The organism is Ruegeria sp. AH12, from assembly GCF_056541465.1.
The window spans coordinates 1-24,877 of record NZ_JBQFYL010000004.1; the positions used below are offsets into that span (position 1 = coordinate 1).

Consider the following 24,877-nt stretch of genomic DNA (forward strand, 5'->3'; position numbering starts at 1 on the left):
ACATTCAATCCGTCGAAACGAACCAAACCGCCCACATATCTCTTCAGTTATCCATCAATGTCAAAGAACAAAACACCCAAGACCCAAAAACCAGACCGAAACGCCAATCACTCAGCGCTACCGCCCAATCCAGTCCCTCAAGATGCCCCCGGTCTCTCCCGAACGTCTCAACCGTCTCTCCGGCCCGTCTCCGCCGTCTCCAGCGTCCCAACAACAACCTCAGCGCCGCCGGTGAAGGGGGTTCTAAGCATAACAAACATAAGCCGCAAGCAGAAAATTACATCTTGGCGCATTTTTTTGCACATTCAAAAATAAACTATAAATAACAGATTGTTAGCATCCATCGACGTACTGAAATACAGGCATAATCCAGGGGTATGTCGCCTTGAACCCCAAGCAGCTCTTTTGTTCGCCAATGGCTTGGCACAACATATTGGGGCTCAGCGGCATCCGGGCCCAAGACGGTGCGGCTCGAAACACCGAGTCGAAACTCTGTGAACCACCGATTCATCACGCGCGCTGCACAAAAAAGATCAATCTGGCTCGATGGGTGCGAGAAAATACTTCGCAAAACCCCATAGGACGATCAGCATATGAACAGACCTTGCGCATTTGCGCCTGATACGGTCTGCTCCTGCCTGAGCAGGTGCAATTCAAGACGTGGTGTATATGACCCTCACCCTTTCTTATCCGATGGTACGCAATGTCGGCTTTGATGGTGTACTGGTCACCTTTGCCGAGACCATGTCAGACCCCGCGAACCGTGCGGCCCTGTCGTTCCGGGCCGAGGTTGATTGGCTGAAACTGGATGGGGTACTGGAAACATCTGCCACGCTTGGGTCCGCTTATCTTCGGTTTGACCCGGCCCGAATGACCCACGCGGATATAGCAAGCACCCTCAAGGAACTGCTGAAGACAAGGGACTGGTACAATACTCCCCTCCCCTCGGGTCGAAAGCTATGGCGGGTGCCTACGGTCTATGGCACGGACCTTGCCCCACAACTCGAGGATGCGGCACAGGCGGCAGGTCTGAGCCCCACCGAAGCAGTGCGGCGGCTGAGTCATTCTAAGGTACGTGTTTTGACAATCGGGTTCGCGCCGGGCCAGCCCTATCTCGGGCCACTCGGGCCCGAGTTCAACATCCCAAGACTGCAAGACTTGACACCCATGGTCCCCGAAGGCGCCCTGGTGCTGGCCATATCTCAGTTCGTTCTGTTTTCCGGCCCCACGCCAACCGGATGGCGGCATATCGGTCAGACGGCTTTCCGTTGTTTTCGACCCGATATGACAGAGACGTTCACTCTAACACCCGGAGATGAGTTGCTGTTCGAACCGATATCGCGTGATGATCTGGAGTGCATCCGCGCCAACAATGACGATGGGCTTGGGGGCGCGACCTTCCAAGAGATCACTTCATGAGCCTGATCGTCCGGCGCATCGGCCCCGCCTGCACCATTCAGGATCAAGGGCGCGTAGGGTATCTTGATCAGGGGCTTTCGCGATCCGGGGTGGCTGACATTTTGGCGCTGTATGAAGGGGCGGCGTTACTGGGTCAAAGCCCAGACTTTGCGGCCTTGGAAATGGCCGGCATGGGTGGCGAATTCGAAGCCACCCAACCCGTGCGGATCGCGCTGACTGGTGCGCCAATGCAAGCCAGTATCGACGGGGCGGCGATTGTCTGGAATGCATCGCATCATCTGGAACCGGGGCAGCGCCTGACAGTTGGCGCGGCATTGCAGGGCAACTATGGCTACCTGCATCTGGGGGGTGGGATCGACAGTGAGATGTTCCTCGGTTCTCGGTCAACCCACCTGACCGCCAAGGTCGGTCGCTCGGTCAAGGCAGGCGATACCCTGCCTGCCGGGCCAGACACGGGCGAGACCGGATTTAAGCTGCCCCCTGCAGATCGGTTTGATGGCGGTACGCTACGCGTTCTTGCCAGCTTTCAGACCCCTCTCTTTGATCCGGACACTCTGACCCGGTTTACTCGAACCGAATTCAAACGGGGAACGCGCGCTAACCGCATGGGAATGCAATTGGAATGCGCCGGTGAAGGGTTCGCTGCCAGGGATCAACTGAACATCCTGTCCGAGGTCATAACCCCCGGTGATATACAGATGACAGGGACCGGCAACCCGTTCATCCTGCTGCCCGAATGCCAGACGACCGGCGGTTACCCGCGGATCGCTACTGTTCTGCCCTGCGACATGCCACGGGCAGCACAAACTCCAGCAGGCGGGAAGATCCGGTTTGAGCTTGTCACACTGGATCAGGCGATAGAGCTGGATGCGGCCTTTCGGTCCGATTTGGCCGGATTGCCGGGGCGTATCGAACCGCTTATCCGCGACCCGCATGATATTTCGGACCTGCTGTCCTACCAATTGATCGGCGGAGTGATCTCTGCCACCGACCAAGGAGACCGTTAGATGCCGCGCGTGGATCTGAATGCTGATATGGGCGAAAGCTTTGGCCCCTGGAACATGGGTGATGACGAAAGCCTTTTGAAGATCATCACCTCTGCCAATATCGCCTGCGGATTTCATGCGGGTGATTGGGACGTGATGGCCAAGACGATGACCTTGGCCGCCGAGAACGGTGTCGGCATCGGGGCGCATCCGGGCTTTCCCGATCTTCAAGGCTTTGGCCGCCGAAATATGAAAGTACCCCATGAAAGCTTGCGCAATCTGGTGCGCTATCAACTGGGCGCAGCGAAGGGTATGGCGGCGGCTGTTAGCACCAAAGTCCGGCATCTGAAACTGCATGGCGCTTTGGCCAATATGTGCTCGGTTGATATCGACATGGCGCGGGCCTGCTATCAGGGGGCGCTGGATGTTGATCCGGACATCATCATCATGGTGCTGGCGGTGACAAAACAGGAAGCGGCCGTGCGCGAACTTGGCTGCAAATGGGTGGGCGAGATCTTCGCCGACCGTGCCTATAACGACGATGGCACTCTGGTTGATCGCAGCCTGCCCGGTGCGGTGATTTATGATGCTCAGATTGCCGGGTCGCGCATCCTGAACATGGTCCGCGAAGGGGCGATTATCACCGAATCTGGCAAACACCTTGAGACCTCGATCGATACGATCTGTCTGCACGGCGACGGGCCAACGGCAGTGCAGATCGCCCGTTCAGTCCGCGAAAATCTGATCGCGGGCGGGGTCGAGGTGACAAAATTCACTCGATAGACATCTGGGCGTAATCCGGAAGACCTAAAGTCTGGATGTTGCCCGAACGGGGTTCAGCGCCTAGCATGCATCCAAGTGCATGTTCTGAATACTGTTATTCCAGCTAATTTGGCCCGGCCATTGCGCATGCAGCCGGATACCCCGCAAGGAGGCGCGCATGTCTTTTGATCTGATGTCTTACGAACCGCGAGGCGACAAGAAGAACTCGGACTTCTTTCATGAATATCTGCCGATGATCTACGAGCGGCGAACCAGCTCGGGCATCGCAGATCAGGTCGGACCGATGCGTGCGATTGTCATTCAGGTCGAAACCACCGCCCTGTTCGATACGATGCTCGAACTTTATGTCATGACCCCCTATCGCCATTCGGCCAGCTATCTGGGCCGGACACATAAATTCTCGGTCCTGCATTCGCATGCCAACTACCCGGCGCTGATCCTGATGGCCCCGCTGAGCGATGGTTTTGTAGACTTCATTGCCCGGATCAACCGTATGTATCCGCTGGCCCGCAAGACCCCACAAACCCGTTATGTCGGAGAGGTTTTTGCCGCGAGCGATCTAAACGCACTGACCAAAACTCTAGAGGATCAGAACATCCGGTTTGAGTATTCCGGCGACACCGAAAACCCGTTCTACACACTGGATGGGTTTCGCTTTACCACGCCTTCGGATTTCACCTGCAACCGCGTTGGATACTCCACCCTGGATTTCAACGATCCCGACAGCCTGGGCCTTGGGGATCGGGTGCTGCTGAGCGATGTTGAGAAAGCGAAGCTTGAGGAAGCTGCCGCATTCGGCAGTGACAGCAACATAGCGCCGTTGATGCTGGGCATTGACCACCTTGCCACGCGGGTTCTGGCGGGTGAGCGTGAAGATGCGATCCTCGAGTTTCTGACGATGGTGCCCTACTATTTCTGGGGCGCGTACAACATCTTTGACATGAATTCCTCGACCAATGTGAACCGCAACGCCAATGTGGATGATGACAAGAAATCCCCGGCCAAAGTGTTCACCGCAAACAACACGCCGTCTTTCGTGAATTCTTTCGCGAAGCTGCCAATGCCAACCGAAGACTTTGTGCGCAATTTTGGCCGCCGCCTACATCATATGGCCGTCGAGATTCAGGATGGCGACCATGGCGCGGGTAAAAAGAATGTCGATTTCGTCGTCAATACGCTCAAGGACAAAGGTGTGCCGTTTCTGGCGCACGTGGTGGGGGAATGCAAAGACGATCCGAACCTGAAACAGATCTTCTCGAAGCATTCGAAATACACATTGCTGATCACCGAATATATCGAACGCTGCCACCACTATGACGGGTTCTTCACCAAGGATAACGTGGCAGCCCTGACTGCAGCGGCGGGGCAGGATGAACAGTACGAACATGGTCACGTGTTTGACTAAGAGCCTGAGATGAAAAAAAGGGCTGCGAAACGTCGCAGCCCAGACCCATCAGGAGAGAGAATGTCGGATCTTATGACGGCCCGATCATGAAACAGGTGACATTGCGCGCCTGAAGGCGACGGCAGGCCAGATCGGCCTGTTCCCGGGTCATGCCCTGAAACGTTGCCTCGAACCCTTTCGAGCTTTGGCTGACCTTGCGCAGCGTGCCTTCCAAAGTGGTCATTTCCGACAACGCCGTTTTCAGCAGGATCTTCTCGGCCTCGTAGCGCGAGGTATAGCGGCCCACATTCACGCCCCACAGATGCCCGCCTGAGGTTGACAGGCGGGTGACGACCTCTTGTTCCGGTTCCGGCTGCTCAGCGGGCTTGGCTTGTGCCACGGTCAAGTTCTCAGGCCGCAACGCTGGGCGCGTATCCGAGCTTTCGACCGGTGGCGCTGTTGGCGCTATGTCGGCCTCGGCGATTGCTGCGGCAATACCGTCCTGGATGCGATCCCGGTTCTGGTTCGCGGTTTCAACAACGGCGCTGGCGACCTGTGTGGCAACCGGGCGACCAACTGGGCGCAGGCTTGCTTTGGGCGCACCGCTGACAGCCGCCACCTGGGTCGAGCCACCAAGACCCGTGTTGCCCGCATAAGCAGGTCGTCCGGGTTTGCGAATAGGCGCACGCGACGGCGCGCGGCGGAAACCCATATCCAACAGTTCGGCAACCTTGGCATTCCGCGACGCGCCCGACTTGCCACCAAATACGGTTGCGATGATGCGCTCATCTTTGCGCTTAGCCGAAGCAACCAGATTGAAACCTGCAGCGCGGGTGTAGCCCGTCTTGATCCCGTCCGCACCGCGATAAGCGGCCAACAGGCGGCGGTTCGTATTCGGAACGGTTTTGATCCCGGCATGGGTCGATTGGCGCGAGAACAGGTTATAGTACTGCGGATAATCATACAGCAGGTGACGCCCCAGCGTGGTCATATCGCGCGCGGTAGACAAATGCCCCGCCTCGGTCAGACCATGAGCGTTCTTGAAAGTCGTACGGCTCATACCCATCGCCTTTGCGGTGCGGGTCATGCGACGCGCAAACGCGGCCTCGGATCCGCTAAGCGCGATACCAATGGCAGTGGCTGCGTCATTGGCCGATTTCACAGCCGCTGCGCGGATCAGATACCGAAACGCAATCGTTTGGCCGGAACGTAGCCCAAGCTTCGACGGCGGCTCAGCCGCTGCTGCCTTTGTGATACGAACCGGCGTGTCCAGCGTGATCTCGCCATTCCGGACCGCCTCAAACGCAATATACAGCGTCATCATCTTGGTCAGTGACGCCGGATGCAGCCGAGTATCGGCGTTGCGCGAATGAAGGACCTCTCCGGTCCGGGCATCAATCACCATGGCCGCATAAGGTGCCGCCAAAGACTTGAGCGGTGCCAAAGAAAGCACCATCATCAATGCAATGAGAAATAAGCCCATTCGGGCCGGAACTGTCCGCCGAACCTGCACGATCTTTGCCTCTGTCTGCCTCGCGCCGCCGGGTTTTCCCGGTCGGCTAGATTTTATTCTGCTTAACGATGAGGCTAACACAGAGGCCTTTTAAAATAAACCGAAAGCTGTGGTTTTTGCGGTTTCGTTACGGCGCAGATGGAGTGCTATATCTAGCTGTGCGATGCGCTCAGAACACTAGATCGGGGGCACTTCGGGGAACGCCGCAATACACTCCCGGATTTTTCTTTGACTGAGGCCAAACAGCAACATCAAGAGATCGCGCTAAGCAAATCACTCAGACCACCCAAATCACGCAGCTCTCGGAATCTCTTGGCGTCGACCGGTGCGTCCGCATGCTCGACCTCCCAGACCAGACCGTGCGGCACGTAAACGCCCCAACAGCCGGCTTGTATCGGGGCGACAACATCGGACCGCATCGAGTTCCCGATCATCATAGCCGCAGCCGGGCCATCACCATGGGCCTCAAAGATCGCACGGTAGGTTTCCGAGGTCTTTTCCGACACAATCTCAACCGCGTCGAACAGTTCACCCAGACCTGACTGGGCCAGTTTGCGTTCCTGATCAATCAGATCGCCCTTGGTGATCAATACCACGCGATGGGCTTTTGCAGCTTCTTCGATGGCGTGCTGAGCATGCGGCAAAAGCTCGATGGGATGGGCCAGCATCTCCTGCCCCGTTTCAATCAGCTGACGGATCACCGAGGCGGGAACGCGATCTTCGGTCACTTCAATAGCGGTTTCGATCATCGACAGAACAAAGCCTTTGATACCATAGCCATAATGCCGGATATTGCGTTTTTCCGCCTCCAGAAGACGCTCCATTAGATGGTCACGGTCGGCATGATCAGACAGAAGCGATGCAAAATGCGCCTGCGTCAGCTGAAAGAACCGTTCGTTGTGCCACAAGGTATCATCAGCATCGAACCCGATCGTGGTTAGTTTTTGCACCATCCCCAATACGCCTGCTGCCTCTTTCCTCTGACGAGAACGACGTTATATAAGCGCACAGGTAAACCCAATCCCTGAATCGGATAGTTGCGCGCGATGCTGGAAAACCAATGGATGATGTCTGACAAGCCGGATGACGACGGTGATGCGTCCGTTCTGGTACAGACGCGCCCAAAAACCAAGCGCCCACCTCTGTACAAGGTGTTACTGCTGAACGACGATTACACGCCGATGGAATTCGTCGTCCACGTGCTGGAGCGGTTCTTTGGCATGACCCATGCGCAAGCGTTCGAGATCATGTTGACCGTGCACAAGAAAGGCGTGGCTGTCGTGGGTGTGTTCAGCCATGAGATTGCGGAAACCAAGGTGGGTCAGGTCATGGACTTTGCCCGCAGGCACCAGCACCCTCTGCAATGCACTATGGAACGTGAAGAGTAAGCCCCGCGCTGCTGTTCGACATATTCGGCCATGTCCCCTCGCCTAAACCTTGCCTTGCAAAGCGGTTTGACACTGTCACAGCCGCTGACCGTATTTGGCCCGACGCCAGATGATGATTTGTCCGGTTTGCCGCGTGAAACGCAGATCGTGCAACCATTCAAACCGTTCCACGACTATTTCGCAGAGCTTGGTTTTGCGGCCGTGCCCGAGGCCATCGGGCCCTGTCAGGATGCAATTGTCCACCTGCCTCGCGCCAAGGTACTGGCCCGTGCCTTGATCCATCGCGCCTGCAGCCAAGCCACGGGCGTTATTGTTGTCGATGGCGCGAAGACCAACGGCATAGACAGTGTTCTCAAAGACGTGCGCAAGCGCGTGGCCGTTGAAGGCCCCCTTGCCAAAGCACATGGCAAAATCTTCTGGTTCCAATCCGATCCGGCAGCCTTTGCCGATTGGGCCGCGCCTGAAACGCAGAGTGTCGACGGGTATCATACTGCACCCGGCGTGTTCTCGGCAGACGGTGTGGACCCTGCCTCGGCGCTGTTGCTGAAGGCCCTGCCTGCGAAACTGGGCGCGCGCGTCGCGGACCTTGGCGCCGGGTGGGGATATCTGTCCGCCGAACTGTTGAAACGCGATCAGATCAAAACGGTGGATCTTATCGAGGCTGATCACACCGCGCTCACCTGCGCGCGGAGCAATGTGCAAGACGAACGGGCCACTTTTCACTGGTCCGATGCAATCACATGGGCAGCCGCCGATCCCAGGGATACAATCATCATGAACCCGCCGTTTCATACCTCGCGCAGCGCCGACCCGACCCTTGGTCAGGGCTTCATCGCCTCTGCCGCCCGCAACCTGACCCGCACGGGCGATCTTTGGATGGTTGCCAACCGCCACCTGCCTTATGAAGCCGCGTTGGCTGAGCACTTCACCAAGGTTGATGAAGTCGCCGGTGACAATCGGTTCAAGGTGTTTCATGCCTCTCGCCCTCGACGCTGAGGCCCGTTAACCTGCCCATCTAATCAGGAGGATTCGGATGTCCTTTTCCATAGCTGGCAAGACAGCAATCGTGACTGGCGGGGCCAACGGGATCGGGTTGGCCATCGGCCGCCATTTTGCAGATGCCGGGGCCAATGTTGTCTTTGCGGACATGGACGAAAAGCGTCTGGTCGAGGAGTTGGGCGAACAAGCCGATGACAGCAATATTCGATATTTCGCGGGCGATCTGCGTGAAAAGCTGACCATTGCCAACCTGCTGTCAGCCACTTTGGACGCCTTCGATCAGGTCGACATTCTGATCAACGGCGCAAGGCAGGTCATCCCATCTGATCCGCTGGACCCCGATGATGATTCCGTTCGCACGTTGCTGAATCAGAACCTGATGCCTGCACTGCGGCTGAGCCAGCTGGTGGCAAAGCGTATGATCAAGCAATCAGACAATGATGATGACGAAGATCCGGCAGGTTCAATCATCAACCTATCATCTATCGCCGCACGACGAACCCATCCTGACCTGATGGCCTATTCGGTTTCCACCGCCGCTTTGGATCAGATGACACGATCGCTGGCAGTGGCATTAGCTCCGAACCGGATTCGTGTGAATTCAATCGCGCTTGGATCAGTGATGAGCGCCTCGCTGCAATCAACGCTCAAGGAAAACCGGGATTTTCGCGACGATATCGAGAAGCACACGCCGCTGGCCCGCATCGCCGCCCCAACCGAGTTAACCGAGACCGCCCAGTTTCTGGCATCCGATGCTGCGGGCTTTATCACGGGTCAAATCCTGACAATTGACGGTGGCCGGACCTTGCTGGACCCTGTCGCGGCCCCGGCTCATTAACACGCCATGTTCGAAACAGAAAAAACCACCGCATCCGCATGGTTCCGTCAATTGCGTGACGATATTGTCGCCGCGTTCGAAACCCTGGAAGACAGTCACAACATTGGACCGCTCTCGGAGGCCACGCCAGGCCAGTTCGAGGTCAAGGAAACCAAGCGTCAATCCGAAGATGGCTCGGACGCGGGTGGTGGGCTGATGTCAGTGATGCGCGGCGGGCGTGTATTTGAGAAGGTCGGCGTAAACGTCTCAACAGTCTACGGCACTTTGGGTGATAGGGCGCAGCAGGCAATGGCTGCACGCAAAGGTATCCCAGGTATGAAGGACGATCCGCGCTTTTGGGCCTCGGGCATCAGTCTGGTTGCGCATATGCAGAACCCGCATGTTCCGGCGGTCCATATGAACACACGCATGTTCTGGACCCCTCATGCCTGGTGGTTTGGCGGTGGGTCTGACCTGAACCCGTGCCTCGAATATGATGAGGACACTGCCCATTTCCACGCGGCACAAAAGGCGCATCTGGACCCGCATGGAGCAGACTACTACCCACGCCTGAAAGACTGGGCGGATGAGTATTTCTATATTCCCCACCGCAAACGCGCCCGTGGGGTTGGCGGCATCTTTATGGATGACCACTGCACCGGCAATTGGCAGACCGATTTCGCATTGACGCAGGATATTGGCCGTGCGTTTCTGCCCGCCTTTGTTCCGCTGGTCGAAAAGCGCCGGGTTCAGCCTTTCCTGGACGCGGATAAACACACCCAGTTGGTGCATCGCGGCCTCTACGCCGAATACAATCTGGTCTACGATCGCGGCACGAAATTTGGCCTTGAAACAGGCCACGATCCGGATGCGGTGTTGATGAGTTTACCGCCGTTGGCGAAATGGGTTTGACCCTCAAAAGCCAAAGTCGATGAAGTTGTCGTAGCAGTAGTTCTGCGCCGAAGAGGCCGACATATTCTCGCCCACGCGCTTAACCGTAATCGAGTATCCCGGGTTCGTATCCGCGCCGGGCGGTGGCGTCAGCGAGAACTGAACTGTTCGTACGCCGGGCTCATAAGCCTTGGAGATGTATATTCTCTGGTTGTTTGGCACGCCAAGTGTACGCACCGCATAATCCCCGATTCCACACCAATAGTTGACCGGCGCGGAGGAACCGATTGCTTTGACCTCATATGTTCCGTCCTTCAGAGGTGTAATGTCCGTCCGAAACTGCGGGGTGACATTCAATCCAAATCCAACGGCCCCTGCCAAACTTGGGGCCAAAAGGGTCGCGCCAAGCGCACATATTCTGAACAATGACATAGCAGACGCTCCAAACCAGAACCCGTGTCTGCTTCTAGAAATAGATACTTGAAGCTCCGAGTAAAGCCGACGAACAGCAACGTGACCCATTGTGTGATGCCGCTTGGGCTGCGTCACAAGATGCGTCCCCCGACATCCTGCGGCGCCAAGGCCACGGTTTTGATCACCGCATAACAGGTCGCCCCGGCCCGCAAACCCAATGCGTTGACCGAGCGTCGTGTCACCCGCGCCAGAACAACTCCGGCAGGTGTTTTAACCGAGACAATCGCGCCCGGTCCATCGCCTGACCGGATCGTCTCAACCTGTCCACTGAGTACATTCAAAGCCGACAGCCCCTGTGGTGGCTGGCTTGATAGAATGACCTCCTGCGCCGGGATGCGGATGCGCAAGCTCTCACCCACCTGATGTGCGATGCGGGGCAGAAACAGGCGTTCCCCGCCGGCATCCAGCTCGGTCAACCCATCCGAGTGATGTTCTTTGACTCGCACCTGCAAGACCGCACCGATTGCGCGCACGCCAGCAGGTGCAACTGACGGATCAGACAGGACATCGGAGGCCGGACCCTGGCCAGCAACCTTGCCATCCTGCAAAGCCACAACGGATGTCGCAAGCCGCGCCACTTCGGCCGCCGAATGGGTGACATACAAGATTGGAACCGAAACCTCATCCCTAAGCCGCTCGAAATAGGGCAGTATCTCGGCTTTTCGGGCCTCATCCAGTGCCGCCAATGGTTCATCTGCAAGGATCAAACGGGGGCTGGCCAGCAAAGCGCGCCCGATCGCCACCCGCTGCTTTTCCCCCCCGGATAACAGGGCCGGTCGGCGGTTCAGCAAATGCCCGATACCCAGCATCTCGATGATCCGATCGGGGTTTTCTTGCCGCGCACCACGCGGCGCAAACCAGCGACCGTAGGACAGATTCTGGCGAACGGTCAGGTGCGGGAACAATCTCCCTTCCTGAAAGATGTAACCCAGGCGACGCTTATGGGGCGGCAGCCAGTGCTGTGCTTCGGTATCAAACAGAACCCAGTCATCCACGACCACCCGCCCCGCTTCGGGCCGCAACAGGCCTGCCACTGCGTTCACAACCGTAGTTTTGCCTGATCCCGAACGCCCAAACAGCACAGTTACCCCCTGCGGCGCGTCAAAGGTCAGATCCAGATCGATCCCCGGCAAATGGTGCTTCAGGCGCACGGACAGGCTCATGACCCGGCCACCCGAGCGGCAGCGCGCCGCCCCACATATTCCGACAGAAGCAAAGCCCCCATGGCAATTATGATGGAAATCACGACCAATCGGGTGGCGGCAGCTTCGCCCCCTGGCACTTGCAAGAAAGCATAAACGGCCGATGGCAGTGTCTGGGTTTGTCCGGGAATATTGGAGACAAACGTAATGGTTGCCCCGAACTCTCCCATCGCTTTCGCAAAGGCCAGGATCGATCCGGCGATGATCCCCGGCAGGATCATCGGCAGGGTCACAGTCGCAAACACCATCAGCCGCGATGCCCCAAGGGTCGAACCCGCCTGTTCCAGCCTTGGATCCACGGCCTCAATCGACAATCGTATGGCGCGCACCATCAGGGGAAACGCCATGATCCCAGCAGCCAGCGCGGCGCCGGTCCAACGAAAGGCAACGACAATCCCAAACTCGGCCAGAAACCGCCCCATTGGTCCCTGAACGCCAAATGTCAGCAACAGCAAATACCCCGTGACAACAGGCGGCAAGATAAGCGGCAGATGGACCAAACCGTTCAACACCTGGCGCCCCGGAAACCGCCATCGGGCTAGCGCGTAGGCCACAAATATCCCGAATGGCAAAGTGGCCAGAGTAGCCCATACCGACACGCGCAGCGATAGCCGAAGCGCTTCCAGTTCAGCCGGGCCCAACCACTCCATCCCGATCACCTGACCGGCAGGGAAAACCCCTGCTTCAGGAAAACAGACATAGCGTCATTGGTTTGAAGAAACTCCAGAAATGAAGCAGCCTCAGGCGTTGGAACCCGCATCAAGGCTGCAGGGTAGACTATGGGGGGATGCGTCTCGGCTGGTATTTTACTAACAACACTTACCCGTGGGTCTGCGATCGCGTCCGAGCGATAAACAACGCCCAAAGGTGCCGCCCCAGTTGCCACCAGCGCAAGCGCAGCGCGCACATTATCCGTCTGCGCCACCTGCTCTTGAACTGTGCCCCAAAGCCCAAGATTTTCCAGCGCTGACTTGCCATAGATCCCGGCAGGCACCGCATCGACCAGCGCCATGGCCAGGTAACCGCCAGCCAGCTCTGTCACGATATCATAGTCCGAACCGATTTGTTCGACTGGTGCGTGATCTGAAGCCCCAATCAGAACCAACCCGTTACTCAGCAAATCCACACGCGAAGCCGGATCAATCAGTCCTTGATCCTGCAGGAAATCCATCCAATCGGAATTTGCCGAAATGAAAATATTCGCAGGTGCACCCGCCTGAATCTGGCGGGCCAGAACGGATGAAGCTGCATAGGAAACCGTGATGTTCACCTCGGTTTGTGTGCTGTAGACAGACGCAAGCTCATCCAGCGCCGTTTTCAGGCTGGCGGCGGCGAACACCAAAACACCATCGGCTCCGGCCCGGATCGGAGCCAGAATGAGCGTAGCCAGTACCAAAACCGCCAATACCGCGCGGCGGGTGATTAAGAAAGCCATCCAAACTCCGGGCCGGGAAACGGCCGTCTGGTTCTGGAATATCGGAGGCAATGGGTCACCCGCAAGCATGTTTCCCAAGATCAGTTGGTGTTTGTGAAATCTGCTATACCTCGCTTGCGAGTGTGGGCGGCTGCCTGCCCTCCGGCCTCAGACCCGGTGACAGTACGGATGGTTTCACAGATCAGAGTAAAACAATCCGATAAAATCCACTCAAACCTCTTGCACCCGCCCACAGGCTTGGCTAAATGCAGCGCAACGGGTGATTAGCTCAGTTGGTAGAGCGCTTCGTTTACACCGAAGATGTCGGGAGTTCGAGTCTCTCATCACCCACCATCGCAACGCTTAGGTTCTAGGTACGCCTTTTTCGAACGAGGGCGTTTCGTCCGAAAGGCTCAGTCGCCCTCCGCGCGGATATCACTGACCCTCCGACCCGCGATTCCCCAGTTTTCCAGTGGCACCTCGTCAATCACAACAAATGTCGTTGCGGGGTTTTTGTTGAGCACTTTGTGCAACAGGTCGGTGACGCCGGAAATCAACTGTGCCTTTTCTTCGGGTGACGGACCTGTGCCTTCAGGTCCGCCCTCTTGTGTTACCTTGATATTCACGTAAGGCATCGTCCTAGTCCTTTCTCTCGACAAATGAGAAGACCTTGGTCAGCACGCGCCAACCGTCCTCTGAATTGATCACTGTCAGCAAATCCTGATAGTTGCGTCCCATCATCGTCATGCGTGCCTCGACGATGCCGATCCGGTCGCCTTTGAGAGTGATCCGTTCGATAACTTCCTTGCGCGGATCGCCGCGTGAGGCGGGCGGTGTACGGGCATCGATCCGGTCCATGTAGGCCTCTAGTCCCATCACTTCGTAGGTGCCAAGGGTGCCGTTCACGTAGACCAGATCCTGATGGAACACCGCGCGCAACACATCGCTGTTCGAGTGGTAAAGCCCGTCAAAATAACGTTCCATCACGCTCTGGATTTCATGAACATTGTGAAGCTGCATCACGCCAATCCCTCTGCAATAAAGGCCGCGTTGACAGACTCGCGATCGGCGATGCGATCGACGTAGGCGGCGATGTTAGGCCAGGCTGACAGGTCAATGGCCTTGAAGTTAGCCCAGTAGATCAGAACGAATGTGTAAGCATCCGCAACCGAGAACGTCTCGGCGACCAGATAGGACCGCCCGTCAGATAGAACCTTTTCGAGATAGTCGAATTTCGAGCGAACCTTCGCCTCTGCCGCCGCCTTTTCCGCATCTGTTGAGCTATCGGAAAAGAGCGGCCCCCAGGCCTTGTGCAACTCGGCGGCAGCGTAGTTCAGGAATTGTTGTAACCGTGCACGCTCAATACTTCCAAGCGGCGGAGAATAGGCGTGATCGGCATGGGTATCTGCAATGTACTGAAGAATGGCTACGCCTTCGCTCAAATACACGCCATCCTCAACTTCAAGCGTTGGTACATAGCCGTTCGCATTGATTTCCTTATAATTTCTTCCGCTTTCCGTTTGCCCCTTGGCGGTGTCAACAGCCTCGATCTCAAATGTCTCACCAACCTCGTTCAGCATGATATGGCTGGCCAATGAACAGGCTCCGGCTTTGTAGTACAGTTTCATCTCAACCTCCTTTTCATGAGTGCAGGTCAGAGATAGCAATCAAGTAAAACGATTGATAATATCGTGTTTTCATCATAATGATCGATTATTTAGATCATTAGTAGTGTGACATGACCTTAGACCAACTCATTGCTTTAGACGCGATTGTTGCCACCGGAACCTTTCGGGCGGCCTCTGAGCGTTTGAACAAAGCGCAATCTGCCGTTAGCCATCAAATCCGAAAGCTGGAGGCTGAACTGCAGTTTGATCTGTTCTCTCGCGAGACCTACCGGCCTAGTCTGACACCCGAGGGTGAGATTTACTTTCGTGAAGCGACGCGTGTGCTGGAACAAGTGCACAGGCTGCAATCCGTCGCGGCTGGATTGCGCAGTGAACAAGAGCCCTCGATATCGATCGCGGTAACGGCCACAACCTCGCTGGACCCGGTCCTGAGCCTGCTGGGCTCTATCCGAGAGAGATATCCGGGAACTAGCATCCATGTGGCGTCGGAAATGATGGGCGGACCTTTGGCGCGGTTGATGGAAGGCAGCGCAGATATGATCATCGCGGGTCTTGAAGGCGTTCCGATTGACGATGTCGAAACACTCCCCTTCGGAACCATCACGATACGACCCGTTGCAAGCCCAGACTTCCCGGCCGCGCATCGCCCCGGCATCCGATCGAGGCGCGAGATGCAGGGTTATACGCAAGTTATCGTTTCAGGCACCGGCGGGCAGGATTTCGATCAAAGTCGGGATGTTCTATCAGGTGGACATCGTTGGACGGTCTCTGATTTCGAAGCGAAAAGAACCATTCTCAAAGCCGGGCTGGGCTGGGGTGGCCTGCCTGAACACATGGTAAAGGATGAGCTGAGGACCGGAACCCTGGTTCCGCTACGCGTTGATGGTTACCCCACACGCCACACCGAGATTTTCGCGATCCGACGCAGGGACAATCCGATGGGAAAAGTTATGTCCGACATCTGGGCAGAGCTTGAGACGGCCCATTGATAGATGGACCTTCCTTAAGAGCACCGAAGCCGCGTTAGGGTTAACTTGCGGCTTCCAATTGCTTCAACCGGGGCATTAAATCCAAAAGCTCTTTGGTGTAGGGATGCTGGGGTGCCGAAAACAGCGCGTCTGTGTTCTGCAGCTCGACCAATTTCCCCTGTCGCATCACACCCACCCGATCACACATCTGACGCACAACCGGAAGGTCATGACTGATGAACAACATGGTCAGCCCCAGATGATCCTGCAGGTCTTTGAGGATGTTCAGGATTTGCGCCTGGATCGACACATCCAGCGCGCTGGTCGGCTCATCGCAAATCAGGAATCGGGGCTGCGTGGCCAGTGCGCGGGCAATACAGATGCGCTGACGCTGCCCGCCTGAGAATTCGTGCGGGTATTTGCGCCATGCGTCTTTCGCCAACCCGACCCAGTCCAGAAGTTCCCTGACACGCGGTTCAACCTGCGACTTGGGAAGGATGCGATGGTGCAGGATCGGTTCGGCAACAAGATCACCAACCTTCATCCTCGGGTTCAGGCTTGAGAACGGATCCTGAAAGATCATCTGAATCTGGCGGCGATAGCCTTGCAAAGCCTCTGCCCCCATCGCCGTCACATCCTGTCCGTCAAAGACAACGCGGCCTCCGTCCACCGGATAAAGCGTGCCGATCATCCGAGCGACCGTGGATTTGCCCGAGCCACTTTCGCCGACAAGGCCAAAAACCTCACCGTCGCGAATGTCGAAGCTCACCTGATCAACGGCGGTAAAGTACTTGCGTTGCGATGGCAGTAGACCGCCCTTTTGCAGGAAGGTCTTAGTGATACTCTCAACCTCTAGCAGCTTGCCGGATTTCGACAAATCGGTCTTGTCCCAATGGGCTGCCAGATCATCGATCTTGAAGGTTCTTTCCCGTTCGCCATAGCTGACCACCGGGAACCGTTCGACCTTGCTGTGCGGCCGTGGCACGGCGGCGATCAGGGACTTGGTATACTCATGTGTTGGCGCGCCAAGGATTTGATCGGTGGTGCCGCTTTCTACCACATGGCCGGAATACATGACGGTAACGGTATCGGTGGTATCGGCAATAACCCCCATGTCATGGGTCACGAGGATCACGCCAACCTGACGTTCCTTGGCCAGTTCCTTGATCAGATCCAGTACCTGCGCTTGGACGGATACGTCCAAGGCTGTGGTGGGTTCATCGGCGATCAACACGCTGGGTTCCGTGCACAGCGCCAAGGCGATCACCACGCGCTGACGCATCCCGCCGGAAAATTGATGCGGATACTGGTTGAACCGGTCCGCGGGGTCCGGGATGGACACGCGATCCAGCAGAGCAATCGCACGTTTCTTGGCCTCAGATGCGGAAAGGCCAAGGTGTAGCTGGATCGTCTCGACCAATTGCTCACCCACCGTGAACAGCGGGTTCAGCGAGGTCAGCGGATCCTGAAAGATCATCCCGATCTCTTTGCCGCGGATCCTGCGTTTGTCCTCGGCGTCCAGTTCATCGATGCGCCGGCCGTTCAGCCAGACCTCGCCCTCGGACACATGGGCCGGAGGATCCAACAGACCGATCACGGCGTTTCCGGTCATCGATTTACCCGCACCACTTTCGCCCACGACCCCCCGGATTTCACCAGGATGCAGGTCGTAGGTCACGTGCTCCACCGGTTTGAAAATGCCGTGGCGGGTCGGGATTTCCACCGTCAGATTGCGGATCGAGAGAACGGGATCGGTCATTTCAGCCTCGGGTTCAAAGCATCGCGCAGCCAGTCGCCCAGCAGGTTTACACTCAGGGCCAGCGCCAGAAGCGTGCAGGCCGGGAAGAACAGGATCCACCACTCCCCTGAGAACAGGAAGCCCTGTCCTATGCGGATCAGCGTGCCCAGCGATGGTTGGGTGGGCGGCGCACCGACCCCCAGAAAGCTAAGCGTCGCCTCGGCAATGATCGCCAATGCAAGTGAGATTGTTGCAATCACCAGCACGGGTGACAGCACATTCGGCAGGATATGGCGCAGCATGATCGTCAACGGATTTTGCCCAATGATCCGCGCAGCCGCCACGTAGTCTTTGTTCTTTTCAACCAGCGTAGCACCGCGAACGACCCTTGCGAACTGCACCCAGTCAGACAGGCCAATCGCCAGGATCAATACCCAGATCGCCATCTGATCACGATACTCAACAGGCGTAACCCCCTTTGCGATACCGAAGATCAGCATGGCCAGAAGGATCGAAGGGAAGGTCAGTTGCACATCCGCCGTACGCATGATGATGGTTTCGGTCCAACCGCCGAAATACCCCGACAGTAGGCCCAGAATGATCCCAAGAACCATGGCAAACAAAACAGCTGCGACACCGACAAACAAGGAAATGCGCATCCCGTAAAGGATGGTCGAGAACACATCCCGCCCTTGATCGTCAGTGCCCATCACAAAGCTTTCACCTGTGAAGGCATTTGGTTCCATTGGTGGGGTGAACCCGTTCATCAGGTTCAGGCTGGATGGATCGAATGGGTTCGTCGGCGCAATCAGCGGTGCGAAGATCGTGACAAGGATCAGCAGCGAGGCAACCGCTGCCGAAACCATCGCCACCGGCGAACGACGAAAGGCGTAGAACTGATCGCTGTCCAGAATACGTTGCAGGCGGCTCATGCGCTGACCCTCAGACGTGGGTCGATGAACGCATAGAGGATGTCGACCGCAAGGTTAATCGTGACGAAGATGACCGAAATCATCATCAGATAAGCTGCCATAACTGGGATATCCACAAACTGGATTGCGTTGATAAACAGCAGGCCAAGACCCGGCCACTGGAACACCGTCTCGGTGATGATGGCAAAGGCGATGATGGCCCCTAATTGCAGGCCGATGATGGTTATCACGGGCACCATGGTGTTTTTTAGGGCGTGGCGAAAGTTGATGGTCCGATCACTCAGGCCGCGCGCACGAGCGAAGCGGATATAGTCCTGCCGCAGTACCTCCAGCATTTCAGACCGGACCAACCGCATGATCAAAGTCATCTGATACAGGCCTAGTGTGATCGCTGGAAGGATCAGGGCCTTTAGCCCGCTACTGGTCAAAAGACCGGTGTTCCACCAACCGAGATCCACAACCTCACCGCGCCCAAAACTGGGCAACCAGCCCAGTTCAACCGAGAAGATGTAGATCAGCAGGATGCCGATCAGGAAGGTGGGCAGCGACACCCCGATCAGTGACGCCGACATGATGAAATTCGCCGCAAACCCATCTCGTCGGATCGCGGTAAAGACGCCCAGCGCGATGCCCAAGGCAATCGCGAGCATCGCCGAGACCAGCGCCAGTTCAAGCGTCGCCGGCGCGCGTTCGGCCAGAATCTCCGCTACGGGTCGACCCTGACGGAAACTGACGCCGAAATTGCCCTGCACCGCCTCTTGCAAGAACTTCACATATTGGACCGGAAACGGCTGATCGAGGCCAAGCTGGCTGCGCAACCGTTCCACGTCTTCCATGGTCCGCTCCTGCCCCAGCATGTTGTCGATCGGGTCGCCGACAAAACGGAACATCGAAAAGGCGACGAGGCCCACGACGAAAAGAACCAGCGCCGACTGGGCTACGCGCCTGATAATGTATGACAGCATTTAGTTGACCGTGACCCAACGCAGAAGGAAGAAATTGTCGGGCCGTTGCGTCAGCTCGATATTGCTACGAGCACCCCAGACCAGAGGCTGGACATAGAGGGGGACATAGGCGACCTCGTCCTGAAGGATGGCTGTGACCTCATCCAACATGGCTTGGCGCGTTGGCTCATCAATCTCGGATTGGATCATCGGCAGCAACTCATCGACGCGCGCGTTAGAATATCCGCCGAAGTTCCAAGACCCCAGCTTCTTCTCCTCATTGGGAGTCGAGGCCAGAAAGCGCACGGGGTGTTCAGCATCAAACGTGCCCGGCGACCAGCCCAGCAGATACATGTCGAAATTGTCGGCCCGCAATTCTGGCCAGTAGTTCTGAACAGGCATCGCATCCAGTGTCACATTCAGCCCTGCCTGTGTGAGCATGGCTGTAATCGCCTGACATACCGACTCGTCATTGAGGTAGCGATTGTTGGAGCATTTGAAGCTGACTTCCGCTCCCTCGGCCCCAGCTTCGGCCAGCAGCGCCTTTGCGCCTTCCAGATCATAGCCATAAGGGTCCGCGTTCGCTGCCGAATACCCGCGCATTGCTGGGCTGACGAGCTGGCTTGCGACTTCGGCGTTGCCGCGCATGATGGTCTGCAGGATGGCCGGTACATTGACCGCCTTTGCAACCGCCTCGCGGACACGCGGATCAAGGAACAGATCAGAGCTGCCTTGCCCGGCCTCGCTCGCGCCTTCTTTCTGGTCAAAACCCAACATGATGACGCGCGCTTCGATGCCTTGGATAACCTTAACATCCAGGTTGTTCTGCAATCGCGCAACATCCTGAATCGGGACTGGATTGATGAAATCAACATCGCCCGACAACAACGCTGCTAACGCGGTCGCAGGGTTTTGGATCGGCACCAATTCAGCCCGGGTCAGGTTGTGCTCTGCATCGCCCCACCAGCCGTCAAAAGGTTCGAGCACAGTGCGCAGGCCGGGCTCACGCGCAGTGATTTGAAAAGCGCCAGTTCCGTTTGCGTTCAGTGTCGCATAGTTCCCGGCCTCTTTGTCGGGCAGGGCCGTGTCATTTGCCTCGGCCCAGCCGCTATCCATGATCATCCAGTTGGCGATGCTATCGGGGAAGATCGGGTTGGGCGCAGTGGTCATCACGTCGACGGTGTAGTCATCGACCTTCACAACCTCGGCGACGGGGGCAAACCAGCTACGTGTATCCGAACTTTCGTCGGACGCGCGCTGATACGAAAAGATCACGTCATCGGCATTGAATTCGGACCCATCATGAAACGTCACACCTTCGCGCAACTTGAAGCGCCAGCCTGCGCCACCCTCGATCGGCTCCCAGCTGGTTGCAAGCGCCGGTTCGATGGTCATGTCTTTGCCGCGCCGCACCAGCCCTTCATAGACATTGTTCAGAAATCCGAGAACCGGGGCGGAGTTGACCGCATGCGGGTCCATGGTTTGCGGATCGGTGGTGACGGCAAAGGTGAATTCTGCCGCCGCCACGGGCATGGCAAGCGCGCTAAGAAGCGCGGCAGTGGTCAGACGTTTCATGATAGCTCCCACTTCAAAAGTGGCCGGGCTCTGCAGAACAGAACCCGGCAACAAGGCTCTAGTTCAGGCCAAAATGTTTGACCATGGGCTGATCTTCCGGGTCAACCTCGATGCCGAGATTTTCGGCCATACCCCAGTTGAGTACCTGATGGTGGATCGGGATATATAGCTGTTCATCCTGCACCACGCGCCAAATATCGGCGATGTCTTGATTGCGTGCATCCAGGTCGGTGTTCGAGGCCAGTGACTTGATCTTGGCATCCAGATCATCGCTGTCGAAACCGGTGCCATTCCAGGTGCCAATGTCGCTTTCACGACCGTGGACAAGGAAGTTAAAGATGTATTCCGAATCGTAGGTCGGAACACCCCAGCCCAGCATGTAGAAATCGGTCTTGCCGTCCGTAATCAACGGGAAATGCTGCGCCTTGGGCTTTGCATCCAGGTTCACGGTGATACCGATCTGACCCAGCATCCCGACCGCGGCCTGACAGATGCCTTCGTCGTTGATGTAGCGGTCATTCGGGCAGTCCAGCCGGATCGAGAAGCCGTCGGGATACCCCGCTTCGGCCAACAGAGCCTTTGCGCCTTCGACATCCGTGCTGCTTTCGGCATCCATCTCTGCGGTCCAACCGTTAACGAAGGGCGGAGCAATCATGCCCGCAGGCTGCGACTGGCCGCGCATGACCACCTGTTTGATGGCATCCCGGTTGATCGCCTTTGACATCGCCTGACGCACACGCACATCGGCCAAGGGGTTCTTGCCGTCCACATTGTCGGCTTCGATATCGTCCGCGCCTTGGTTCATCCCGAAGAAGATAACCCGGTTCTGCGGTGCCTGTTTGACAACCAGACCGTCTGCAGAATTGACCCGATCAAGGTCTTGTACTGGCATATCCTGAAGGAAGTTCACCTCACCCGACAGCATCGCGGCAACCCGCGTCGCGTCGTTCTGGATGGGCGTATAGATGATCTCGCTGATCGCCATCGGGAACTGATCGCGGCCCCAATAGTCTTCGTTGCGCTCCATCACGGTTTTCACGTCCGGTTCACGGCTCACCAACTTATAAGGCCCCGTGCCGTTCACATTGGTGGTGGCAAAGGTGATCTCACCCCCTTCGAAATCCTGAACCGCAACCGCATTGTTTGCCTCGGTCCAACCCTTGTCCATGATGAACAGGTCAGTGAGGTTTGCGGGCAGGATCGGGTTTGGGCCATCGGTCACGATCTCAACGGTGTGGTCATCTACGGCGCGCACTTCGACGATCGAGTTGATCAACTCTTTCATGTCCGAGTTCGGCTGTTTCGCCCGGTTGATGCTGAACACCACATCCTCGGCAGTAAAATCGGCCCCATCGTGGAACTTCACGCCCTGACGCAGATTGAATACCCAGACGTTCGGATCATCTGTGCTTGGCGCCCAATCCGTGGCCAGCGCGGCTTCGAACGCACCCGTAGTATCGCGAATGATCAGCGGTTCATACATCTGATGGCGGACGGTATGCGTAGGCCCCTCGTTTTGCGAATGAGGATCGAGCGTCAAAGCATCCCCCGAGCGCGCCCAGCGCAATGTCTCAGCTTGGGCCAGCGTTGTTGAGGCCATCAACATCGCCAGCGCGAACATTGGTTTCTTCATTATTTTCTCCCTTATCTGCAGCTGCTTAGCTGCATTGAATTCGCGATACTACGTTGCAAATTTCTGTTAACGCTAAAATCGAGGATAGCATACCAACTGCGTCGGCATGTCAATCGGTCAACGGCACACTAAATCGGAGAATGAAGATTTTAGAACGTCGCCAAGCAGATTTACTAACAAAACCAATGTCGACATCCAAATGCTGGGCAACTCCTGAGACTGTTCGCAAAGACACAAATATCACCTTGGTCGCGCTAAAATACAGTCGATCTAAAGTCTTTCGATATTTACAAATTAATACATTCATTTTAATGATTGTGTATGAGAGAGATCCAACTGTCCCGGCGTATTTTTTTACGTAATGCCACCTGCCTTGCAGCAATCGGAGCTCAATCCAAGGTGGTACTGGCGGAATTGCAAATCGGCTCATCTGGCAGGTTGCAAACGTTATCTGATGGATATCTGACCATACCGCCAGAAATGGTCTTTGGATCGATGCCACAGGATGAGCTGACACCGTTTCTGAAGCACAGACAGATAGACGCGACAAGGTACGAGCCAGAGTGTAACGTGACGCTCTACCGAGATGACACGAACACCGTACTCTTCGATGTCGGTGCAGGACTAGATTTTATGCCAACATCCGGCAAGCTGCTGGATACTCTTTCCGCCGTGAATCTCTCGCCCGAAGACGTTAGCCATGTGGTGTTCACCCATGCGCATCCTGACCATATCTGGGGCGTTCTGGATGACTTTGACGACTTGCTTTTTGCCAACGCCACGCATCACTTTGGCCGTACTGAATGGGACTATTGGTGGAACCCCGCAACGGTTGAAACGATTGGCGAAGATCGCGCTGCGTTTGCAGTCGGCGCGAAGCGGCGCATGGAAGCGATCCAGGATCAGGTCATGTTCTTCGATGACGGGCAAGAGATCTTGCCGGGTATCGCCGCGCGCGCCAGCATTGGGCACACACCCGGACATATGGCGTTTGAAATTCGCCAAGGCAGTGACTCGGCAATGGTTGTGGGCGACGCACTCGGCAATCCGCATGTCGCCTTTGAACGCCCGGACTGGCACAGCGGCACGGATCAGGACCCCCAGACCGCTGCCGCCACGCGCAAACTTCTGCTGGATCAGCTTGCTGAAGAACAGATGAAAGTTATTGGGTTCCATCTGCCAGATGGTGGGATAGGGCGGGTCGAAAAGACAGGCTCGGCATATCGATTTATAGGAAAGCCGTCATGATGCGATCACTTTTGACTATCTTCGCCTTCGCCGCACCCGCCTGGGCCAGCGAAGACATCGCTGATCAGTATCCGCAAAGCGCCCTCTACTCCAAGCCAGTCGAATACATCCCCGGCGTCTACTCTGCCATTGGCGCAACCGCGCCACCGACCTACGAAAACGCGGGCCACAACAACAACCTCAGCTTCATCGTCACCAAAGAAGGCGTGGTTGTCGTAAACGGCGGAGCCGCCTATGTGCTGGCGCAAGCGCTTCATCAGGAAATTCAGGCGATCACAGATCAACCGGTCAAGCTTGTCTTCAACGAGAATGGCCAGGGGCACGCGATGCTCGGCAACGCCTACTGGTCGGAACTTGGCATTCCAATCGTGGCGCATTCGGATGCAGCCGCGGAATTCGAGGAATATGGCCCCCAGATTCTGGAGGGCATGCAGCGATACAATCGCGACAAGGCAGAAGGAACCTTTTTAGCTGGTCCGACCGAGACATTCGATGATGAATATGTGGTTGAGATGGGCGATTTCCGGATAGAGGCCAAATACCTCGGACCTGCCCACAGCCCCGGCGATATCTCTATCTGGTTGCCAAATCAAAGCCTTGTCATCGCCGGAGATATGGCATTTCACGAACGTATGCTGCCGATCTTTCAGGAGACCTATACCGCGGATTGGCTGGAAACCTGGGACAACGCGTTCGAGCCTTTGGGCGCCACGTATGTGATACCCGGTCACGGCCATCCGACAAACATGAATCAGGTGCGCCGCTACACGCGCGACTATCTGGTATACCTGCGTGGCAAAGTGCAGGAGCATATGGATGCGGGCGGCGATCTGGCCGAAGCCTATTATGTCGATCAATCCCCCTATGCCCATCTGGACACGTTCGAAGAACTGGCAACCAAAAATGCCGGGCGCGTTTTTGAACAGATGGAATTTGAATAG

At 56.6% G+C, this 24,877-nt stretch carries 25 protein-coding genes, 1 tRNA gene and 1 pseudogene; 13 read left to right on the forward strand and 14 right to left on the reverse strand.

The window, feature by feature from the left end:
• The 5 genes and pseudogenes from ACR0EL_RS08820 to ACR0EL_RS08840 all read left to right on the forward strand — a co-directional run.
• A pseudogene (locus ACR0EL_RS08820) lies at positions 1–326 on the forward strand (hypothetical protein); the annotation flags it as partial.
• A gap of 343 nt (positions 327–669) precedes the next feature.
• On the forward strand, positions 670–1,419 hold the full coding sequence (locus ACR0EL_RS08825) for a 5-oxoprolinase subunit B family protein (protein WP_480499461.1): 750 nt from the start codon (positions 670–672) through the stop codon (positions 1,417–1,419).
• Positions 1,416–2,426, forward strand: coding sequence for a 5-oxoprolinase subunit C family protein (locus ACR0EL_RS08830; protein ID WP_480499462.1), 1,011 nt, complete (start codon positions 1,416–1,418; stop codon positions 2,424–2,426). The genes ACR0EL_RS08825 and ACR0EL_RS08830 overlap by 4 nt, the downstream gene beginning before the upstream one ends.
• Positions 2,427–3,188, forward strand: coding sequence for a LamB/YcsF family protein (locus tag ACR0EL_RS08835; RefSeq protein ID WP_480499463.1), 762 nt, complete (start codon positions 2,427–2,429; stop codon positions 3,186–3,188). It begins immediately after the preceding gene.
• 157 nt (positions 3,189–3,345) lie between these two features.
• The gene (locus tag ACR0EL_RS08840) at positions 3,346–4,593 is read left to right on the forward strand and encodes a hypothetical protein (protein ID WP_480499465.1); all 1,248 of its coding nucleotides are present in this window, start codon (positions 3,346–3,348) and stop codon (positions 4,591–4,593) included.
• 70 nt (positions 4,594–4,663) lie between these two features.
• Here ACR0EL_RS08840 and ACR0EL_RS08845 read toward each other — a convergent pair whose 3' ends face one another.
• Complete coding sequence (locus ACR0EL_RS08845; RefSeq protein ID WP_480499466.1) at positions 4,664–6,055, reverse strand: D-alanyl-D-alanine carboxypeptidase family protein; 1,392 nt, start codon at positions 6,053–6,055, stop codon at positions 4,664–4,666.
• Positions 6,056–6,336: 281 nt separating this feature from the next.
• Positions 6,337–7,038: an HAD family hydrolase gene (locus ACR0EL_RS08850; protein ID WP_480499467.1), complete on the reverse strand. Its 702-nt coding sequence runs from the start codon at positions 7,036–7,038 to the stop codon at positions 6,337–6,339.
• Between the two features lie 93 nt (positions 7,039–7,131).
• On the opposite strand from ACR0EL_RS08850, the gene clpS reads away from it, so the two are divergent.
• From clpS to hemF, 4 genes are read left to right on the forward strand one after another with little or no spacing between them, the layout of a single operon-like run.
• The gene (gene clpS / locus ACR0EL_RS08855; RefSeq protein WP_480499468.1) at positions 7,132–7,473 is read left to right on the forward strand and encodes an ATP-dependent Clp protease adapter ClpS; all 342 of its coding nucleotides are present in this window, start codon (positions 7,132–7,134) and stop codon (positions 7,471–7,473) included.
• 30 nt (positions 7,474–7,503) lie between these two features.
• Positions 7,504–8,469: a class I SAM-dependent methyltransferase gene (locus tag ACR0EL_RS08860; protein WP_480499469.1), complete on the forward strand. Its 966-nt coding sequence runs from the start codon at positions 7,504–7,506 to the stop codon at positions 8,467–8,469.
• A 37-nt stretch (positions 8,470–8,506) separates the two neighbouring features.
• A complete protein-coding gene (locus ACR0EL_RS08865; RefSeq protein WP_480499470.1) occupies positions 8,507–9,310 on the forward strand; it encodes an SDR family NAD(P)-dependent oxidoreductase in 804 nt (267 codons plus the stop codon).
• Between the two features lie 6 nt (positions 9,311–9,316).
• Positions 9,317–10,201, forward strand: coding sequence for an oxygen-dependent coproporphyrinogen oxidase (gene hemF / locus ACR0EL_RS08870; RefSeq protein WP_480499472.1), 885 nt, complete (start codon positions 9,317–9,319; stop codon positions 10,199–10,201).
• Between the two features lie 3 nt (positions 10,202–10,204).
• Here hemF and ACR0EL_RS08875 read toward each other — a convergent pair whose 3' ends face one another.
• The 4 genes from ACR0EL_RS08875 to modA form a co-directional block, all read right to left on the reverse strand.
• A complete protein-coding gene (locus tag ACR0EL_RS08875; RefSeq protein ID WP_353010717.1) occupies positions 10,205–10,612 on the reverse strand; it encodes a hypothetical protein in 408 nt (135 codons plus the stop codon).
• Between the two features lie 113 nt (positions 10,613–10,725).
• A complete protein-coding gene (gene modC, locus ACR0EL_RS08880; RefSeq protein ID WP_480499474.1) occupies positions 10,726–11,817 on the reverse strand; it encodes a molybdenum ABC transporter ATP-binding protein in 1,092 nt (363 codons plus the stop codon).
• On the reverse strand, positions 11,814–12,506 hold the full coding sequence (gene modB, locus ACR0EL_RS08885) for a molybdate ABC transporter permease subunit (RefSeq protein WP_480499475.1): 693 nt from the start codon (positions 12,504–12,506) through the stop codon (positions 11,814–11,816). The genes modC and modB overlap by 4 nt, the downstream gene beginning before the upstream one ends.
• Before the next feature lie 5 nt (positions 12,507–12,511).
• Entirely contained in the window at positions 12,512–13,291 is a 780-nt protein-coding gene (gene modA / locus ACR0EL_RS08890; RefSeq protein WP_480499476.1) for a molybdate ABC transporter substrate-binding protein, read from the reverse strand.
• A 257-nt stretch (positions 13,292–13,548) separates the two neighbouring features.
• Between modA and ACR0EL_RS08895 the strand changes: the two genes are divergently transcribed.
• Positions 13,549–13,624, forward strand: a tRNA-Val gene (locus ACR0EL_RS08895).
• 59 nt (positions 13,625–13,683) lie between these two features.
• On the opposite strand, the gene ACR0EL_RS08900 is transcribed toward ACR0EL_RS08895, so the two are convergent.
• From ACR0EL_RS08900 to gstA, 3 genes are read right to left on the reverse strand one after another with little or no spacing between them, the layout of a single operon-like run.
• A complete protein-coding gene (locus ACR0EL_RS08900) occupies positions 13,684–13,905 on the reverse strand; it encodes a tautomerase family protein (protein WP_480499478.1) in 222 nt (73 codons plus the stop codon).
• Positions 13,906–13,909: 4 nt separating this feature from the next.
• The gene (locus ACR0EL_RS08905) at positions 13,910–14,290 is read right to left on the reverse strand and encodes a nuclear transport factor 2 family protein (RefSeq protein WP_480499479.1); all 381 of its coding nucleotides are present in this window, start codon (positions 14,288–14,290) and stop codon (positions 13,910–13,912) included.
• Positions 14,290–14,898: a glutathione transferase GstA gene (gene gstA, locus ACR0EL_RS08910; protein WP_480499480.1), complete on the reverse strand. Its 609-nt coding sequence runs from the start codon at positions 14,896–14,898 to the stop codon at positions 14,290–14,292. The genes ACR0EL_RS08905 and gstA overlap by 1 nt, the downstream gene beginning before the upstream one ends.
• 110 nt (positions 14,899–15,008) lie before the next feature.
• On the opposite strand from gstA, the gene ACR0EL_RS08915 reads away from it, so the two are divergent.
• Positions 15,009–15,887 carry a LysR family transcriptional regulator gene (locus ACR0EL_RS08915; RefSeq protein WP_480499481.1) on the forward strand — a complete coding sequence of 293 codons (879 nt, stop codon included), beginning with the start codon at positions 15,009–15,011 and terminating at the stop codon, positions 15,885–15,887.
• A 40-nt stretch (positions 15,888–15,927) separates the two neighbouring features.
• Here the strand turns inward: ACR0EL_RS08915 and ACR0EL_RS08920 are convergent, their stop codons facing one another.
• The 5 genes from ACR0EL_RS08920 to ACR0EL_RS08940 are packed head-to-tail and all read right to left on the reverse strand — an operon-like array spanning position 15,928 to position 22,688.
• Positions 15,928–17,625, reverse strand: a complete 1,698-nt coding sequence (locus ACR0EL_RS08920) for an ABC transporter ATP-binding protein (RefSeq protein ID WP_480499482.1) — start codon at positions 17,623–17,625, stop codon at positions 15,928–15,930.
• Entirely contained in the window at positions 17,622–18,536 is a 915-nt protein-coding gene (locus ACR0EL_RS08925) for an ABC transporter permease (RefSeq protein WP_353010699.1), read from the reverse strand. Before ACR0EL_RS08925 ends, ACR0EL_RS08920 begins: the two co-directional genes overlap by 4 nt.
• Entirely contained in the window at positions 18,533–19,501 is a 969-nt protein-coding gene (locus ACR0EL_RS08930) for an ABC transporter permease (protein WP_480499484.1), read from the reverse strand. The genes ACR0EL_RS08925 and ACR0EL_RS08930 overlap by 4 nt, the downstream gene beginning before the upstream one ends.
• The gene (locus tag ACR0EL_RS08935) at positions 19,502–21,055 is read right to left on the reverse strand and encodes an ABC transporter substrate-binding protein (protein WP_480499485.1); all 1,554 of its coding nucleotides are present in this window, start codon (positions 21,053–21,055) and stop codon (positions 19,502–19,504) included.
• 58 nt (positions 21,056–21,113) lie between these two features.
• Positions 21,114–22,688, reverse strand: coding sequence for an ABC transporter substrate-binding protein (locus tag ACR0EL_RS08940; protein WP_353010693.1), 1,575 nt, complete (start codon positions 22,686–22,688; stop codon positions 21,114–21,116).
• Between the two features lie 321 nt (positions 22,689–23,009).
• On the opposite strand from ACR0EL_RS08940, the gene ACR0EL_RS08945 reads away from it, so the two are divergent.
• Complete coding sequence (locus ACR0EL_RS08945) at positions 23,010–23,936, forward strand: MBL fold metallo-hydrolase (protein WP_480499487.1); 927 nt, start codon at positions 23,010–23,012, stop codon at positions 23,934–23,936.
• Positions 23,933–24,877, forward strand: coding sequence for an MBL fold metallo-hydrolase (locus ACR0EL_RS08950; RefSeq protein ID WP_480499488.1), 945 nt, complete (start codon positions 23,933–23,935; stop codon positions 24,875–24,877). The genes ACR0EL_RS08945 and ACR0EL_RS08950 overlap by 4 nt, the downstream gene beginning before the upstream one ends.

What these genes read in the sequence shown, in the direction of transcription:
- ACR0EL_RS08825 (WP_480499461.1), top strand. Translation starts at nt 670, where the DNA reads ATGACCCTCACCCTTTCTTATCCGATGGTACGCAATGTCGGCTTTGAT.
- ACR0EL_RS08830 (WP_480499462.1), top strand. Translation starts at nt 1,416, where the DNA reads ATGAGCCTGATCGTCCGGCGCATCGGCCCCGCCTGCACCATTCAGGAT.
- ACR0EL_RS08835 (WP_480499463.1), top strand. Translation starts at nt 2,427, where the DNA reads ATGCCGCGCGTGGATCTGAATGCTGATATGGGCGAAAGCTTTGGCCCC.
- ACR0EL_RS08840 (WP_480499465.1), top strand. Translation starts at nt 3,346, where the DNA reads ATGTCTTTTGATCTGATGTCTTACGAACCGCGAGGCGACAAGAAGAAC.
- ACR0EL_RS08845 (WP_480499466.1), bottom strand. Translation starts at nt 6,055, where the DNA reads ATGGGCTTATTTCTCATTGCATTGATGATGGTGCTTTCTTTGGCACCG.
- ACR0EL_RS08850 (WP_480499467.1), bottom strand. Translation starts at nt 7,038, where the DNA reads ATGGTGCAAAAACTAACCACGATCGGGTTCGATGCTGATGATACCTTG.
- clpS (WP_480499468.1), top strand. Translation starts at nt 7,132, where the DNA reads ATGCTGGAAAACCAATGGATGATGTCTGACAAGCCGGATGACGACGGT.
- ACR0EL_RS08860 (WP_480499469.1), top strand. Translation starts at nt 7,504, where the DNA reads ATGTCCCCTCGCCTAAACCTTGCCTTGCAAAGCGGTTTGACACTGTCA.
- ACR0EL_RS08865 (WP_480499470.1), top strand. Translation starts at nt 8,507, where the DNA reads ATGTCCTTTTCCATAGCTGGCAAGACAGCAATCGTGACTGGCGGGGCC.
- hemF (WP_480499472.1), top strand. Translation starts at nt 9,317, where the DNA reads ATGTTCGAAACAGAAAAAACCACCGCATCCGCATGGTTCCGTCAATTG.
- ACR0EL_RS08875 (WP_353010717.1), bottom strand. Translation starts at nt 10,612, where the DNA reads ATGTCATTGTTCAGAATATGTGCGCTTGGCGCGACCCTTTTGGCCCCA.
- modC (WP_480499474.1), bottom strand. Translation starts at nt 11,817, where the DNA reads ATGAGCCTGTCCGTGCGCCTGAAGCACCATTTGCCGGGGATCGATCTG.
- modB (WP_480499475.1), bottom strand. Translation starts at nt 12,506, where the DNA reads ATGGAGTGGTTGGGCCCGGCTGAACTGGAAGCGCTTCGGCTATCGCTG.
- modA (WP_480499476.1), bottom strand. Translation starts at nt 13,291, where the DNA reads ATGGCTTTCTTAATCACCCGCCGCGCGGTATTGGCGGTTTTGGTACTG.
- ACR0EL_RS08900 (WP_480499478.1), bottom strand. Translation starts at nt 13,905, where the DNA reads ATGCCTTACGTGAATATCAAGGTAACACAAGAGGGCGGACCTGAAGGC.
- ACR0EL_RS08905 (WP_480499479.1), bottom strand. Translation starts at nt 14,290, where the DNA reads ATGCAGCTTCACAATGTTCATGAAATCCAGAGCGTGATGGAACGTTAT.
- gstA (WP_480499480.1), bottom strand. Translation starts at nt 14,898, where the DNA reads ATGAAACTGTACTACAAAGCCGGAGCCTGTTCATTGGCCAGCCATATC.
- ACR0EL_RS08915 (WP_480499481.1), top strand. Translation starts at nt 15,009, where the DNA reads ATGACCTTAGACCAACTCATTGCTTTAGACGCGATTGTTGCCACCGGA.
- ACR0EL_RS08920 (WP_480499482.1), bottom strand. Translation starts at nt 17,625, where the DNA reads ATGACCGATCCCGTTCTCTCGATCCGCAATCTGACGGTGGAAATCCCG.
- ACR0EL_RS08925 (WP_353010699.1), bottom strand. Translation starts at nt 18,536, where the DNA reads ATGAGCCGCCTGCAACGTATTCTGGACAGCGATCAGTTCTACGCCTTT.
- ACR0EL_RS08930 (WP_480499484.1), bottom strand. Translation starts at nt 19,501, where the DNA reads ATGCTGTCATACATTATCAGGCGCGTAGCCCAGTCGGCGCTGGTTCTT.
- ACR0EL_RS08935 (WP_480499485.1), bottom strand. Translation starts at nt 21,055, where the DNA reads ATGAAACGTCTGACCACTGCCGCGCTTCTTAGCGCGCTTGCCATGCCC.
- ACR0EL_RS08940 (WP_353010693.1), bottom strand. Translation starts at nt 22,688, where the DNA reads ATGAAGAAACCAATGTTCGCGCTGGCGATGTTGATGGCCTCAACAACG.
- ACR0EL_RS08945 (WP_480499487.1), top strand. Translation starts at nt 23,010, where the DNA reads ATGAGAGAGATCCAACTGTCCCGGCGTATTTTTTTACGTAATGCCACC.
- ACR0EL_RS08950 (WP_480499488.1), top strand. Translation starts at nt 23,933, where the DNA reads ATGATGCGATCACTTTTGACTATCTTCGCCTTCGCCGCACCCGCCTGG.